This is a genomic window from Paenibacillus sp. FSL R10-2734, from assembly GCF_037963865.1.
Classification (GTDB): Bacteria; Bacillota; Bacilli; order Paenibacillales; family Paenibacillaceae; genus Paenibacillus_AQ.
The window spans coordinates 595,691-611,553 of sequence record NZ_CP150170.1; the positions used below are offsets into that span (position 1 = coordinate 595,691).

Genomic DNA, 15,863 nt, shown 5'->3' on the forward strand with positions numbered 1-15,863 from the left:
GTTCATGAATGTTGGCATTAATTTGTCGTACGGTAAGGCAAAATGATGTACAAGCTATTCGTTTGATCAAGTGGTTTTAGAATGATCGGACTCATCATCCCTGTAAATGCTATTACGAGCTGCTCACTCTCTATAACTTTTAATACATCGAGCATATATTTGGAGTTGAAAGATATTTTGAGTGGTTCACCTTTGAAATCAATGACTTCCAGTTCCTCACGAACTTTACCAAGCTCGGAAGAGCTTGAAGAAATCTCAATGCCGCCTTGGTCAAGAGTTTGCATACGAACAATATTTGTTTTTTCTTCCCGGGACAGCAAATAAGCGCGATCAATCGACTCACTTAATTTTTTTGTGTCCAAAGTTAGTTCTGTTTTGTAGGTTGTTGGAATAATTCTAGAAGTATCCGGATAAATTCCATCAAGGATTCGAGAATAGAACAGCACTTTGTCGATTTTAAAGAGAACTTGATTATCTGCAACCACAATATCAACGAGCATATTTTGGTCAGGAATAATTTTGCTCAGCTCATTAAGGGTTTTACCAGCGATAACGATATTAGCAAATTGGACATTCTCCGTACCTTCTAGCTTGGCTGCTCTTGTAGCTAAGCGGTGACGGTCTGTCGCTGTAAACTTAAACTCGTTGTCGGCCAGATTCCACAGTATACCTGTTAAAATCGGAGTTGTCTCTTGGGTAGAAATAGAAAAAGCGGTTTGTTTAATCATATTTTTCAGCAAATCACCTGGTATGGAGATTGTATCGTTCTCCTCAATACTCGGTAGCACTGGGAATTCTTCAGGGTCTAAACCTACGATCTGAATCTCAGTGGATCCAGAAGAAATATACGTTTGGTATCCTTCTTTAACTTCCATGTGAATCTCTTTGGAGGGCAGCTTCTTAATGATCTCGACGAAAAATTTAGCGGGAAGAACAACACTTCCTGGTTGATCTATCTTCACGATCGTATGGCTGTCATTCTCTGCTGGAATAAACGATTGAATGGAAATATCGGTGTCGCTTGCAGTTAATGTGACGCCTTGATGGCTAACTTCCAGTTTAATACCGGTAAGAATAGGGATGGTTGTTCTACTGGAGATAGCTTTGGATACGTGTTGAATCGATTCGTTGAGTTCATTTTTAAGAATGCTTATTTTCATGATTTCACTCCTAGCTGAAAAATTGGGAATTTTGTTGGATTTGATTCTGTGTATTACGCGTCTTTTACATGATTAATTATTATAGTTATTTAATAGTATTAGTAGTAGGGGCGTCTAATATGTGGATAACCCTATCAAATAGCATAAAATTAAGCCTACCCACATGTGTATAGATTGTGTATAGGCTCTTTGTTCCTCTTAGGAAGGATTTTTAATTTTCTCCGAAAGATTATTTACCACTTTGTACAACTCCTGATCGACCTTTAATGCCTGTGTAATTTTATCATGCGCATGAATTACGGTCGTATGGTCACGTCCTCCGAACGCCTCACCGATCTTTGGAAGCGAATAATCCGTTAGTTCACGGGAGAGATACATTGCGATTTGACGTGGAAACGCAACGGCTTTGGTACGTTTTCGTGCTTTGAAGTCTTCAAGGCGCAAATTGTAGTATTCACCGACTTTTTGCTGAATATCAGCGATGGTAATCATCTTAGGCCGACTGGAAGGAATAATATCCTTGAGAGCTTCAGCTGCCAAATGAGTGGTTACATCCTGGTTGGTTAGCGAAGAATAAGCGACAACTCTAATTAATGCACCTTCCAGCTCACGAATATTGGTGTCAATCTGGTTAGCAATATACATCATGGCCTCATTAGGGATATCAAGGTTCTCTGCCTTCGCCTTTTTGCGCAAAATCGCAATTCGGGTTTCTAGATCGGGTGGTTGAATATCCGTAATCAAGCCCCATTCGAACCGGGAACGCAGCCGTTCTTCCAGTGTGGGAATTTCCTTTGGTGGTCGGTCGCTGGAGATGATAATTTGCTTGCGTTCTTCGTGGAGCGCATTGAACGTATGAAAAAACTCCTCCTGCGTGGACTCTTTACCAGCGAGGAATTGAATATCGTCAATAAGCAAAATGTCAACGTTACGATACTTATTGCGGAAGCTTTCACCGCGGTTATCACGGATCGAATTGATAAATTCATTCGTGAATTTCTCTGACGAGATGTAAATAACCTTGTTATTAGGGTTATGTTCCAGAACATAGTGCCCAATGGCATGCATTAAGTGGGTTTTGCCCAGACCTACGCCACCGTATAAAAACAAGGGATTGTATGCTTTGGCGGGCGCTTCGGCTACTGCCAGTGAGGCTGCATGCGCAAAACGGTTGCCGGAGCCGATTACAAAAGTGTCAAAAGTGTACTTGGGATTGAGTAAATGCGTTTGCGCTTCTTCTCGTGATACGACGGGAGTCGGAGCCGATTGTTGAACCACAAGCTCAGGGGGCTTGCTTTCTTCAATCACAAACTTTACATCCACTTGTTTTCCTGTGACTTCGTAGACGGTTGCTCCTACCAGTTTGGTGTAGCGACTTTCCAGCCATTCTACAGCGAACGTTGTAGGTGCCGAGATAATGAGAACCTGGGAGTTGAAGGTTATCGCTTTAGTAGCCTTAAACCAGGTATCAAAGCTCGGCTTGCTTAATTTGGTTTGAATAATCGATAAAATTTGCTGCCATAATTCGGAAGTATGGCTGTCCACAGACTGTCACTCCTTTAAATCTTCCAAATGTGGCATCAGCCATGAAGTGGAAATGTCGAAGAAAATAGGTTGGTGATGATATTTATCCCCAGTAGGCAATATGAAGAGACAAAAAAATATGGATAAATTTGATTTGTTCACAACTTTATCCACAGCTTGTTGATAATTTATAGAACAAACAAATCTATTCACATTCAAAAGTAATACTATCATAGCAAAACGCCCCTTGTTTTTCAATGAGCAGGGCTATTTTATCCACAAATTCAATCACTTGTGTACAATTATTAGGAACACCACTACATATTGTTGATAATTTGTTTACGGTTCGACACTTTACGCCAAAGCTTCGATAATTTTATACACAGGTTGTGCTCAATTGTGAGTAGTCGACTTTATTTTTTGATCACAGGTGGATAACTGTCATATCTTGTGGATTACTTTTTTTCTAACGGGAGCTGTGGATAAACGCCTTGAATTAGAGGGAGGAAGCAGGAGCCGGTTCTAGGTTGACTTTTGGGCTTAAAATATGTTTAAATATATAAAGGTGTTTTCTGTAAGGATATGTCTCGATAATTAAAATGATGATTCTTGTAGATACTGTCCCTACTATAAGGACGGCATAGTCCGTTTCTGCTTATATGACAGTAATTAAGTTCCTGTAAGGGAGGTGCAATTATGAGACCGACATTTAGACCAAATGTGAGCAAACGTAAGAAGGTTCACGGTTTCCGTAAAAGAATGAGCACGAAAAACGGCCGTAAAGTGCTGGCAGCTCGCCGCTTGAAAGGCAGAAAAGTTTTGAGTGCGTAAGTTAGGCTACTAAGGGACCACTCCGGTGGTCTTTTTTTACTGCTTTTTATTATTTTGTTGCTCTGCAAACGACTAGGATCTCGCTTAATGCGCTAGCTACACTTTGCGGGGCTATTTAACGTATATAGAGAATTATTTTGTGAGAAGTTGAAATTATTTTTCTTTCTATAATATAGAAGGGAAATTTCAGCACAGTAGTCGCGGTCGTTTATGGCGACATCCAAATGACTATACTATTAGAAGAAAAAAATTCGGAAGGACACTTTTAACCGGATTTTTATGAAGGAGATTCCCGTGCACAAAAGTTTACGATTACGAAACCGTGCCGACTTCAGTCGTGTATACCGCCATGGGAAGTCATTTGCGAATCATCAATTTGTAGTGTATTGGTTTAGCAAAAAAGAGGTAGAGCGATTTAGAGTTGGGGTATCGGTCAGTAAAAAGGTCGGAAACGCGGTTGTCCGTAACCGTATGAGAAGATTGGTTAAGGAAATTGTCCGGCATCATGAACCTGAAATTGCAGGTGGACTCGATATGGTGTTTATCGTAAGAAAAGGAGCACTTTCCATGGAATACGGAGAGCTCGAAAAAAGCGTGCTGCATGTACTGCGCAAAGCCAAGCTACTCAAGGCTTCCCGCAAATAAAGGACGCACAAGAGGCTTGTTTATTTGTATTCATAATTATGGTATGATTTACGGTGGAATGGAATGTTCAAGAGAGGGGTTTTGAAGTGTCTCTAATGAAGACTAGACGGGGAAAATGGTTTCTCCTCATCGCAGTAATGGTGTTGTCGTTAGCTGTTCTGTCGGGATGCGCTCCGTCAACTGCTGTCACGCACACTACGGAGGATTTGAAGAATGGAGGTTTCTGGCAAAGTAATGTAGTATATTATTTCGCCATTGCCTTGGACAAGTTTGCAGATTGGTTTAACGGAGAATATGGATTAGCCGTACTTGTGATGGTTATTATTGTCCGCACGATTATCCTTCCACTTACAATGAAACAAGTGAAGAGCTCTCGTGCTATGCAAGCCATACAACCGGAACTCCAAAAGATCCAGAAAAAATATAAAGACACACCTGAAAAGGTACAGCAAGAAACGATGCGTTTGTTCCAAGAGAACAAGGTTAATCCAATGGCGGGCTGTTTACCGCTGATCGTACAAATGCCAATTTTTATTGCTCTCTACAATTCGATTTACTATAATCCTCATCTACGAGAGCATTCCTTCTTGTGGCTGGAGCTAGGTAAGCCGGATCATCTGTTTATCTTGCCGGTGCTAGCAGCATTGACTACATTTATTCAAACTAGAATGATGACTAAAATGAACCCAATGCAGCAGCAGGGTCCGATGCAGTTCATGATGATGATCTATCCAGTTCTGATCTTCGTTATGTCCTACAACTTCCCAGCAGCATTGCCTCTATACTGGGTATACAGTAACATTTACACTATTGTTCAGAACTATTTCTTATATCGCAACAATGATAAACACAAATTGGCAATCGCAAGTGCTGTGAAAAGTACAGATGACTCACCTGCTGTGAAGAGTAAAGGCAGCAGTAAGGCATCGAAGGGAGCCAAAAAGTCAAAATGAGTAAAGTCGTCGCAACAGGGAAAACCATTGAAGAAGCTGTAGAACGGGGACTAACCCAGCTTGGAGTTCAAAAGGACCGGGTAACGGTCAACGTACTTGAGCAGCCATCAAGAGGATTCCTGGGATTGATCGGTGCGAAAGGTGCCAAGGTTGAATTAACCTTGATAGCCGAAGCCGCACCGGCATCAGCGGCGAGTGCTCCGTCACTGCCTCAGCAGTCAACAAGAGAGAGCAAGCAGGAGGCTAACGGCGGTGTGCCACGCCAAGATTCCGGACAACCGGTGGAGGAAGCTTACCAAGAAGCCGTTCATTTCATTGTGGATGTCGCTAAGAGCATGGGGCTCGAAGTGGAAGTTGAAATCGTCCACACCAAGGAATCCACGATTCTGCAGATATCAGGTCCAGATTTAGGACTGTTGATTGGTAGAAGAGGACAAACTCTCGATGCTCTGCAGTATTTGGCTAATATCGTAGCTAATCGTTACTCCGACAGTTTTATACGGCTTGTGCTGGATGCGGAGAACTTCCGTGAACGCCGTAAAAAAACGCTCGAAGAGCTGGCCGATCGTTTAGCCGGTCGAGTTATTCGGACTCGTAAAGAGGTAGTACTGGAGCCGATGTCTCCTCAGGAGCGGAAAATTATTCACTCCAGATTACAGGATCATCGGCAAGTAAGTACCCTTAGTAAGGGTGAAGAACCGAATCGCCGTGTCGTTATAACTTTGAAGTAAAGACTATATGGATGCAATGACTCCTTGACCAATGTAAGGAGTCATTGTTTTTTTAAAATACCGTTAATAATCAAAAAAAATACAGGTTTTGGGGTGAAAAACAGCATGCTTAGTGACACCATTGCTGCCGTATCGACGGCATTAGGCGAGGGAGGAATTGCTATTATTCGGGTAAGTGGCCCGCAGGCTATTTCCCAAGTGGCACCATTGTTTCGCAGCCGAATTCCGTTAACTGAAGCGGAATCGCACACCGTTCATTACGGGCATATCGTTAGTCCGGATAACGGAGAGAAGATGGAAGAAGTACTAGTAACCGTAATGAAGGGTCCACGTTCTTTTACGACCGAGGATGTAGTAGAGATCAGTGCTCATGGTGGTGTAATCTCTGTAAGAAGGGTGATGGATTTACTTCTACAGCAGGAAATAAGGTTAGCCGAGCCTGGTGAGTTCACCAAGCGTGCTTTCTTGGGCGGCCGTATTGATTTATCACAGGCTGAAGCGGTTATTGATTTAATTCGATCGAAGTCTGATCGAGCTTTTTCGGTGGCTTTAAAGCAGGTCAGTGGATCCTTATCAGATCGAATTCATGCGTTACGCCATACACTTATTGAGATGCTAGCCCATATTGAAGTGAATATAGATTATCCAGAACATGATGTAGAATCCATGACAGCTGAATTTATTAAAGATAAAAGCAGTGAGGTTATGGAAGGAATAACAAAGCTGCTTAAGACATCTAATGAAGGAAAAATTCTTCGCGAGGGTATAACGACTGCTATTGTCGGACGTCCAAACGTTGGGAAATCTTCATTACTGAATGCATTAGCACGTGATAATAAAGCGATTGTAACGGATATTCCGGGGACAACACGCGATGTAATTGAAGAATATATTACGATAAATAATATTCCACTGAAGCTACTCGATACGGCGGGAATTCGTGAAACGATGGATGTCGTGGAGAAAATTGGTGTGGAACGTTCTAAAGCAGCAGTTAGTGATGCGGACCTAATTCTACTTGTGTTAAATGCTAATGAAGAGCTGCATGAGGATGAATTGGCATTGATGGAACAAATCCACGGTAGACAATGTCTAGTGATCATGAATAAAATGGACTTACCGTCCAAACTGGATAAGGATAAGCTGCTCTCATTCTTTGATGAGTCCAACATCGTACCGATGTCCGTTTTGGAAGAGGAAGGTCTAGACAAACTTGAAGATGCCATTTCGACACTCTTTTTTGGCGGGAAGCTGGAATCGGGTGACTTGACATATGTAAGTAATGTAAGACATATTGCATTACTTAAAAAAGCCTATAAATCACTGCAGGATGCATACGAGGCAGCCGAACAGTATATTCCGATTGATATGATTCAAATCGATGTACGGCTCGCCTGGGAACAACTCGGTGAAATTATTGGTGACACAGCAGCGGACTCGTTGTTAGACCAAATATTCTCGCAATTTTGTTTAGGAAAATAGTGTTTGCATTTCAATATAAAATATAGGGGGAAACAGGACATGAGTTATGATGGAGGTAGCTATGACGTAATCGTCATTGGCGCCGGTCATGCCGGCTGTGAGGCAGCTCTAGCGGCAGCACGAATGGGCTGCAGCACGTTGATGATCACAATTAACCTGGATATGGTTGCATTCATGCCCTGCAATCCGTCCATAGGCGGACCTGCCAAAGGACATGTAGTGCGTGAAATTGATGCACTGGGCGGTGAAATGGGCCGTAATATAGATAAGACTTTTATTCAGCTTCGTATGCTTAACACAGGGAAGGGACCTGCCGTGCATGCATTGCGTGCGCAAGCTGATAAGTTCCTGTACCAACATGCGATGAAGGAAACTATGGAGAAAACGCCTAACTTGACGCTTCGTCAAGGAATGGTTGAGCGTTTAATCGTCGAGGATGGACGTTGCGCGGGTGTAATTACGAAGACAGGAACGGAGTATCATAGTAAGACTGTTATCCTGACCACAGGTACTTACCTACGTGGTAAAGTGATCATGGGTGAACTGACGTATGAGAGCGGACCTAACAATCAGCAGCCTTCCATTAAGCTTTCCGAGAATTTGCGTGAGCTTGGGTTTGAATTAGTACGGTTTAAGACTGGTACACCACCGCGCGTACACCGTGATACGATTGATTTTTCGAAGACTGAAATTCAGCCGGGGGATGATGAACCCAAGTTCTTTTCTTTTGAAACAAAATCATCGAATAATGAACAGCTCCCTTGCTGGTTAACGTATACTTCTGAGGTTACTCATCAGATCATTAATGACAACTTACATCGTGCTCCGATGTTTACAGGTATTATTGAAGGAACAGGTCCACGCTATTGCCCATCTATTGAAGATAAAGTTGTAAGGTTTAGTGATAAATCTAAGCATCAGATCTTTTTAGAGCCAGAAGGAAAAAATACATCGGAATATTATGTCCAAGGTCTGTCCACAAGTCTTCCTGAAGATGTTCAGCTGGCGATTCTTCGTTCTATACCAGGTATGGAAAAAGTAGAAATGATGCGTAACGGCTATGCTATCGAATATGACGCAATGGTTCCTACACAACTGTGGCCATCTCTTGAAACTAAACGTCTTCCAGGTCTGTTCACTGCGGGACAAATCAATGGTACTTCTGGTTATGAGGAAGCAGCTGGCCAAGGGGTTATGGCTGGCATTAATGCAGCACGCAAAGTACAAGATAAAGAACCTGTAGTATTAGATCGTTCACAGGGGTACATTGGTGTACTTATTGATGATCTAGTGACTAAGGGTACGAATGAACCGTATCGTCTGCTTACTTCACGCGCGGAATATCGTTTGCTGCTTCGTCATGATAATGCAGACCTGCGACTCACACCTATCGGCTACGATATTGGTTTGATCCCTCAAGAGCGTTTCGAAAACTTCGTTGATAAGAAGGAACGAGTGGAACGTGAAATTGTTCGCCTACAAGAGACTAAGGTTAAACCGGTTGAAGTAAATCAAGTACTAGCACAGTATGAATCTGCACCTATTGTAGATGGAAGTAACTTGCTTGTTCTGATGCGTCGTCCAGAGCTAGATTATAGCATTGTAGATCAAGTGTCACCATCACCTGAAATGCTAGATGCAGAAATGAAAGAACAAGTAGAAATTCAAATCAAATATGCCGGATATATCGAAAAGCAGCTTCAACATGTTGAACGGCTACAAAAGATGGAAAAGAAAAAGATACCTGATGATATTAACTATAACGAGATTCATGGTTTGGCAATGGAAGCACGGCAGAAGCTTACCAAGATACATCCTATCTCCTTAGGTCAGGCTTCTCGGATTGCTGGAGTAACACCTGCCGATATTTCTATTCTTCTCGTATATCTCGAGCATTACAACCGGGTAACCGCGGCGAAAGGATAAGTTATGGATAATACGGAAGTTCAATTCACACAGCTGCTACAGGAAAAAGGCATTACACTTACAGCAGACCAATTGGAGCAGTTCGATCTCTACTATAAAGAACTTGTATCCTGGAATGAAAAAATGAATCTCACTGGAATAACAGAGCGTGAGCAGGTATATACGAAACATTTTTATGATTCCATCTCACTAGCTTTTTTTCTTAATATCAATGAGATCAATAATTTGGCTGACATTGGTTCGGGGGCTGGATTTCCAGGAATCCCTCTTAAAATTTGCTTTCCACATTTGAAGCTGACGATCGTTGATTCATTGAGCAAAAGAATTTCTTTCTTGCAGCATGTCTGTACTACGTTAAAGTTAACCGATGTGCAATTGATTCATGGTCGTGCAGAGGATATCGCTCGACAATTTAAACATCGCGATGCCTATGATTTGGTTACAGCACGTGCAGTGGCTAGATTATCCTTATTGAATGAATTTTGTCTTCCTTTTACACGTAAAGATGGAGTTTTCGCTGCCATGAAGGGAAGCGATCCTTCTGAAGAATTAAGTGAGGCAAAGTATAGCTTAAAGGAGCTTCGTGCTCAACTCGGTGAAGTAGAGTCATTTAGCTTGCCTGTAGAAGAGTCAGCTCGACATATTGTCATTATCCGTAAGACTGGTGCAACTCCTGCTAAGTATCCTCGAAAAGCGGGAATTCCTGCCAAAACTCCGCTAATTAAATAATGTTTCACGTGAAACATTATAAATTGTCAAAAAGGTTGAAGATCATCCTCTATATTAAATGAGGATGATCTTTTTTTGTGGAAATTGCGATAGTGATCACAATTGAGCAGTGATTCAATGATAAACTAGATTCATATGTTTATTGAGTGCCTATGACTATAAAAAATGCAGGAAAAATAGGTCTTTACGGAGAATATGATTATGTACAGAAAAGTGATAGAATAGCATAGTAGACTTTTAATTTTGTATATAACTCCTTCTCTGTACTCTTGTTCGAAAGAAGGAGAGATTATGATGCCTGATAGCAGCAGGTGACTTCATAATATCAGAATGTTTTTTATTGCTGTACGATACGCTTTCCGAGAAGAAGGTCAAGAAGATCGTACTATAACGAAATTAGGTGGTTATGAACGGAATGAAAGAACAATTTACCAAGCTATTTGGATTTAACGAGCGGAGCAGCGGAGAAGAAATTAAACAAATACCAGTTCATGAGGTCGTTGGCAGTCCTTACCAACCACGGACTATATTCGATGACGACAAGATCGATGAGTTATGCCAAACGATTAAAACTCATGGTGTCATTCAACCCATAGTTGTACGTATGCGCGATTCTGTGTATGAGATTATCGCAGGTGAACGGCGCTGGCGTGCCGTTAAAAAGCTTGGTTTAGAGACGATCCCAGCTATTGTTCGTGAATTTAATGATTCGCAGGCAGCATCTATTGCGCTTATAGAAAATTTGCAGCGTGAAGGGTTGACCTCCATTGAAGAAGCTGTTGCTTATCAAAAGTTAATTGATCTTCATCAATTGACTCAAGAGAGCCTGGCGCAACGATTAGGTAAAAGTCAGTCTACCATAGCTAATAAGATTCGCTTACTCCACTTGCCTGAAGAGGTTAAGAAGGCGTTGATGGAACGTCAGATTTCTGAAAGACATGCACGTTCACTGTTATCACTCGATAGTGTGGAGATGCAACTGAAAGTCTTGGCAGAAATCATTGCAAAAGGATTAAATGTTAAACAGACAGAAGCTCGTATTGCTTTCTATAAACAAGTCTCACAAACTAAAAAGTCAAAACGGGTCTCCTATACCAAGGATGTTCGTCTAGCTCTTAATACAATTCGTCAATCTATTGATATGGTGACAGGCTCAGGGATGGAAATCAAAACGTCAGAAAATGACCGTGGTGACCATTACGAGATTGTAATCCAAATCCCCAAAAGATAAATTGTTTCAAAAGCTGAAGGCGGCCTTGAGGTGATTGGCCGCCTTTTGTGTGGCTAGAACCGGGATGTATTCGGCATACCTACAATTGAATTTCCAGTTTATAATAGTCGTCTATATTCTTCACAGAGTGTGACGCTATATCAGCGTCAGAAACATTTGTACTTGCGATCTACGAGAAGATTCTTCCTAACTATTCGAGGTGAAATAAGTGTCCAAGATTATTGCCATAGCAAATCAAAAAGGCGGTGTCGGTAAAACAACAACCTCCGTGAACCTAGGTGCCGGTATGGCTACATTAGGAAAAAGAGTGCTTCTAGTTGATATCGATCCTCAAGGTAACACTACTAGCGGCGTTGGCGTCAACAAGGCGGACGTGGCGAACTGTATATATGACATTCTTATAAATGAGGTAAATCCTCTAGAAACCATACTGGAAACTCAAAATGAAGGACTGCATATCATTCCGGCGACGATTCAATTGGCAGGTGCGGAGATCGAGTTGGTATCGACGATTTCCAGAGAGCTAAAGCTGAAGAAGGCACTGAATGCGGTTAAAAACAATTATGATTATATTATCATCGATTGTCCTCCTTCACTTGGGATTTTGACAATCAACTCTCTTACCGCAGCTGATTCTGTAATCATACCGATCCAGTGTGAATATTATGCGCTTGAGGGTTTGAGTCAACTTTTAAATACTGTACGACTGGTGCAAAAAAATCTTAACCCGCATCTGAAGATAGAGGGAGTACTATTGACTATGCTTGATGCTCGGACTAATCTGGGGATTCAAGTGATTGAAGAAGTTAAAAAGTATTTTCAGGAAAAGGTGTATAGAACCATTATTCCTCGGAATGTCCGCTTAAGTGAAGCGCCGTCACATGGACAATCCATTATTACTTATGATCCTCGCTCTAAAGGAGCAGAAGTGTATTTAGAGTTGGCAAAGGAAGTGATTTCTTATGAGTAAACGGTTAGGAAAGGGTCTGGATGCATTAATTCCATCTTTATCCATTAACGAAGATGATAAGGTAGTTGAGATTCCTTTAACTCAACTGCGGGCTAATCCATATCAACCACGCAAAGATTTTAATGAAGAGGCAATCCAAGAATTGGCAGAATCTATCAGACAACATGGTGTGATTCAACCGATCATTGTTCGAAGCGTATTGAAGGGATATGAGATCATTGCCGGCGAACGCAGATTCCGGGCTTCGCAATATTGTGGCAAAGCTACAATCCCAGCAGTCGTTAGAAGTCTTAGTGATCAACAGGTCATGGAAATTGCCTTAATTGAGAACTTGCAACGGGAAAACTTAAATGCAATGGAAATCGCAGTGGCATACCAAGGCCTGATGGATCAATTTTCACTCACTCAGGAAGAACTATCGCTTAAGGTAGGGAAGTCCAGATCGCATATTGCCAACTTCCTAAGATTGCTTACTTTACCTGAAGAAGTAAAAGAATATGTTTCACGTGGAACAATGTCGATGGGGCATGCACGTGCAATTGTAGCTTTGAAGGATCCAGAAGTAATTAAACAATTGGCTGAACAATGCGTGGAACAACAGTGGAGTGTAAGAGAGCTAGAAGAGACAGTGAAAAACATGGACCGAAAACCCGCAAATGGAGTTAAGGTCAAAGTTGCTAAACGTGACCCCTATATTGATAATGTAGAGGAAGTATTGCGTGAACGTTTTAAAACAACAGTGAAGATAAAGCAAGGTAAGGAAAAAGGGAAGATTGAACTGAATTACTACAGTGCTCAGGACTTAGAAAGATTGTTGGAATTATTGGGTAACTAAATGGGTATCTATGCCAAAAACATATCCTGAGATATCCTTAATCGGATAATCAAGGGTGTGTTTTTTTGAATATAAGAGTGTATAAAATTCACCTTATACACTATCCTTATATTTCTCGCATAAACGCTTGCCGTCTTTAATAGGGAAGCCGAAGGCGTTTGTGCTTGACGAAAAAAAGAGTATTAGACGAGGAGCGGGGTTATGGAAGACTTCGTATATCTGGATCATGCGGCTACCTCGTGGCCTAAACCTCCGGAGGTTGCGGCTGCGATGATGAATGCTCTACAGTCGGGAGCAAATGCTGGTAGAGGTAATTATTCGCTGGCGATGGGAAGCGGCCGAGTATTAGTAAGGACGCGGAGTGTACTGGCTAAATTATTCGGTGTATCTAATGCACAGGATATAGCTTTTACCCATAATACTACGATGAGTTTGAATATGGCGATAAGAGGGACGCTTAAAGCTGGAGATCACGTGATTTCAACGATGACAGAACACAATTCTGTGAGACGTCCGTTGGAATACTTACGTAAGACGCTGGGAATAAACGTTGATTATCTGAAAGTGGATCATGAAGGGCAATTGGATTTACAAGAACTCGAGAATGCTTTTCGACCAAATACCAAAATGGTGATCTGTAATCATAGTTCCAATTTGCTCGGAAGTATACTACCTATTGGTGATATTGGTGATATCGTTAAATCTCATGGTGCTGTATTCTTGGTGGATGTTGCTCAAAGCGCAGGCTCACTTGATATTGATGTTAACAAAATGAATATCGACTTATTGGCTTTTCCGGGGCATAAAGGACTGCTTGGACCACAAGGAACCGGTGGGCTTTATATATCGCCTAAATTAGATCTCGAACCCTTAATGCATGGGGGGACCGGTAGCCAGTCGGAAAATAGTGATCAACCCTCTGTGCGTCCAGATCGGTATGAAGCAGGAACGCAAAATACGGTAGGGATTGCCGGTTTACTAGCAGGTGTCCAAAAGGTACAATCTTTAGGGACGAATATTATCCATGAAAGTGAGTGGGCACTAACTCAGAGGCTGATGGAGGGATTGTCCCACATTCCAGGCATTAGAATATTAGGGCCCTCACTAGGGGCTCCGAGAACCGGAATTGTATCGTTTGTAGTGGATGGAGAAGAATCGGCGAATATTGCTCACCGTCTAGATCGTGATTACAAAATAGCGGTTAGAGCGGGTATGCATTGTACCCCTTTGGCACATAAAGCTGTTGATACACTAGAGAGTGGTGCTGTTCGGGCGAGTGTAGGCGTAGATACGACAGAGCATAATATAAGCAGAATGCTGGCTGCTATGGATGAGTTATATGGCAATGCCCGCAGCAGATGAATAAAAAGGATGGTCCATTCATGTCTGAATTAAATCAATTAATTAGTGAGCAGTTGCAGTGGTTTGTGTTTGCTTTTACAGTAATTATGCTAGTGCTGGTAATCACTGTGATCGCCCAGGGGGCTAAGCTACGGAATATTCGGCGTAAATATGAGGCCATGATGGCTGGGAACGGTGTGGAGGATCTGGAAGGCCTTCTGATTGATCTGAAGAACCAAAGCGATATGCTAGAAGAAGAACAACGTGAACAAAAAGCTATATTAGAAGCTACTCAAGTCAGAATACGTGGCATGAAGTCCAATATTGCTCTGAAGCGTTATAATGCCTTCGGAGAACGTGGGAATGATTTGAGTTTCTCAGTCGCTATATTGGATGACAACAGCAGCGGTATTGTATTAACCAGTCTTCATAATCGTGAGAATTCTTACATTTACTCTAAACCTATGCAAAACGGCGAATCACAATATGTTCTATCACCTGAAGAAAAAGAAGTCGTTACTCTCGCGTTGCAGCGGAACTAGCATGAAGATTCCATTGCTTTAAGGCAGAATATAGACTTGTAGCTATAATATCAGATAATCGCATGACTAAACTTAATCGCGTGTTCTGTAATACGAAATACTCCATAAAGCCGCCGACATTAACGATTCCAGTCAAATGGATATCACCTACCGGCGGCAATTGTTTATTTACGCCAGCGCCTGGTCTTAAGGGCCCTTCAACGACTTGGATGCAGCCAACACTAGTAGAATGACCTAAACAAGCATCTATACCAATGACAAAGGGGTTACTATATCTTTCATTGATTAAGGATAGAGTTTCTTCAAGGTTAACGGCATGGACAGGCTCTTCAAGAGTTCCATATAGATGGAACAGCGGACTATGAAAACGAGATAATGCAGTGCCAACAAGAGGACCAAGAGAGTCTCCTGTGGATCGATCCGTACCGACACAAATGACGACAATCTGAGTCTCCGGGCGTGTGTGTGAAAAGTGGAAAAGTAGTCGGTGGGTAATCGCCGAATAGATATCGGGATCTGTATGTGATATTTTTAAACAGGACGTTTCTTTCGCTGATGTAGCTTTAGATGAAAAATTCATACCATCTTCCTTTCTGAAGCTGATTCTATTTGATGGTATCTAGTATATGGATAGAAGAGGGGTTTTATACTACAGCAGCAAGAGATAGGACGATAAACCTATGGGAGGCGTAACGTATATGCAGGAAGAGATGTTGATCGCGTTTGATTCTACCCAGCAGGCGCTTCGTGCTGAAATGCTACTTGAGTATGCAGAAATTGAAATTGATATATTCCCTACCCCCAAAGAGATCACGGCAGGGTGCGCGATATCGATTCAGTTTTATCAAAGTGCGCTGGGAGAGGTACAGAAGATTGTAACTGAGCAGAACATCGAAATACGCGGTATCTACGGAAAACACAACGAGATCTACATACTGATTGAGAGGTAGGGAGGAATACACG

16 protein-coding genes are annotated in these 15,863 nt (G+C 41.9%); 13 read left to right on the forward strand and 3 right to left on the reverse strand.

The window, feature by feature from the left end:
- Positions 1 to 17: 17 nt before the first annotated feature.
- Positions 18 to 1,160 (reverse strand): DNA polymerase III subunit beta, encoded by a 1,143-nt coding sequence (dnaN, locus tag NSS67_RS02765; RefSeq protein WP_339318198.1) that lies wholly within the window; start codon positions 1,158 to 1,160, stop codon positions 18 to 20.
- 198 nt (positions 1,161 to 1,358) lie between these two features.
- On the reverse strand, positions 1,359 to 2,705 hold the full coding sequence (gene dnaA / locus NSS67_RS02770) for a chromosomal replication initiator protein DnaA (RefSeq protein WP_339318199.1): 1,347 nt from the start codon (positions 2,703 to 2,705) through the stop codon (positions 1,359 to 1,361).
- A 675-nt stretch (positions 2,706 to 3,380) separates the two neighbouring features.
- On the opposite strand from dnaA, the gene rpmH reads away from it, so the two are divergent.
- The 12 genes from rpmH to NSS67_RS02830 all read left to right on the forward strand — a co-directional run bounded on the left by rpmH (position 3,381) and on the right by NSS67_RS02830 (position 14,900).
- Positions 3,381 to 3,515, forward strand: coding sequence for a 50S ribosomal protein L34 (rpmH, locus tag NSS67_RS02775; protein ID WP_039295761.1), 135 nt, complete (start codon positions 3,381 to 3,383; stop codon positions 3,513 to 3,515).
- A gap of 294 nt (positions 3,516 to 3,809) precedes the next feature.
- A complete protein-coding gene (rnpA, locus tag NSS67_RS02780) occupies positions 3,810 to 4,160 on the forward strand; it encodes a ribonuclease P protein component (protein WP_339318200.1) in 351 nt (116 codons plus the stop codon).
- 86 nt (positions 4,161 to 4,246) lie between these two features.
- Positions 4,247 to 5,113, forward strand: coding sequence for a YidC/Oxa1 family membrane protein insertase (locus NSS67_RS02785; protein WP_339318201.1), 867 nt, complete (start codon positions 4,247 to 4,249; stop codon positions 5,111 to 5,113).
- On the forward strand, positions 5,110 to 5,844 hold the full coding sequence (gene jag, locus NSS67_RS02790) for an RNA-binding cell elongation regulator Jag/EloR (RefSeq protein ID WP_339318202.1): 735 nt from the start codon (positions 5,110 to 5,112) through the stop codon (positions 5,842 to 5,844). The genes NSS67_RS02785 and jag overlap by 4 nt, the downstream gene beginning before the upstream one ends.
- Positions 5,845 to 5,949: 105 nt before the next feature.
- Positions 5,950 to 7,326, forward strand: coding sequence for a tRNA uridine-5-carboxymethylaminomethyl(34) synthesis GTPase MnmE (gene mnmE, locus NSS67_RS02795; RefSeq protein ID WP_339318203.1), 1,377 nt, complete (start codon positions 5,950 to 5,952; stop codon positions 7,324 to 7,326).
- A 39-nt stretch (positions 7,327 to 7,365) separates the two neighbouring features.
- Complete coding sequence (gene mnmG, locus NSS67_RS02800; protein ID WP_339318204.1) at positions 7,366 to 9,252, forward strand: tRNA uridine-5-carboxymethylaminomethyl(34) synthesis enzyme MnmG; 1,887 nt, start codon at positions 7,366 to 7,368, stop codon at positions 9,250 to 9,252.
- 3 nt (positions 9,253 to 9,255) lie between these two features.
- On the forward strand, positions 9,256 to 9,981 hold the full coding sequence (rsmG, locus tag NSS67_RS02805; RefSeq protein WP_339318205.1) for a 16S rRNA (guanine(527)-N(7))-methyltransferase RsmG: 726 nt from the start codon (positions 9,256 to 9,258) through the stop codon (positions 9,979 to 9,981).
- A gap of 415 nt (positions 9,982 to 10,396) precedes the next feature.
- Positions 10,397 to 11,212, forward strand: a complete 816-nt coding sequence (noc, locus tag NSS67_RS02810; RefSeq protein ID WP_339320487.1) for a nucleoid occlusion protein — start codon at positions 10,397 to 10,399, stop codon at positions 11,210 to 11,212.
- Positions 11,213 to 11,420: 208 nt separating this feature from the next.
- Entirely contained in the window at positions 11,421 to 12,182 is a 762-nt protein-coding gene (locus NSS67_RS02815; RefSeq protein ID WP_042131728.1) for an AAA family ATPase, read from the forward strand.
- Complete coding sequence (locus NSS67_RS02820; protein WP_339318206.1) at positions 12,175 to 13,017, forward strand: ParB/RepB/Spo0J family partition protein; 843 nt, start codon at positions 12,175 to 12,177, stop codon at positions 13,015 to 13,017. Before NSS67_RS02815 ends, NSS67_RS02820 begins: the two co-directional genes overlap by 8 nt.
- 201 nt (positions 13,018 to 13,218) lie before the next feature.
- Entirely contained in the window at positions 13,219 to 14,379 is a 1,161-nt protein-coding gene (locus NSS67_RS02825) for an aminotransferase class V-fold PLP-dependent enzyme (RefSeq protein ID WP_339318207.1), read from the forward strand.
- Between the two features lie 20 nt (positions 14,380 to 14,399).
- Positions 14,400 to 14,900, forward strand: a complete 501-nt coding sequence (locus NSS67_RS02830; protein WP_339318208.1) for a DUF4446 family protein — start codon at positions 14,400 to 14,402, stop codon at positions 14,898 to 14,900.
- Here NSS67_RS02830 and yyaC read toward each other — a convergent pair.
- Positions 14,875 to 15,480: a spore protease YyaC gene (gene yyaC, locus NSS67_RS02835; RefSeq protein ID WP_339318209.1), complete on the reverse strand. Its 606-nt coding sequence runs from the start codon at positions 15,478 to 15,480 to the stop codon at positions 14,875 to 14,877. The two genes, NSS67_RS02830 and yyaC, sit on opposite strands and share 26 nt — an antisense overlap.
- A 118-nt stretch (positions 15,481 to 15,598) precedes the next feature.
- Between yyaC and NSS67_RS02840 the strand changes: the two genes are divergently transcribed.
- The gene (locus NSS67_RS02840; protein ID WP_339320488.1) at positions 15,599 to 15,850 is read left to right on the forward strand and encodes a DUF3343 domain-containing protein; all 252 of its coding nucleotides are present in this window, start codon (positions 15,599 to 15,601) and stop codon (positions 15,848 to 15,850) included.
- Positions 15,851 to 15,863 lie beyond the last annotated feature (13 nt).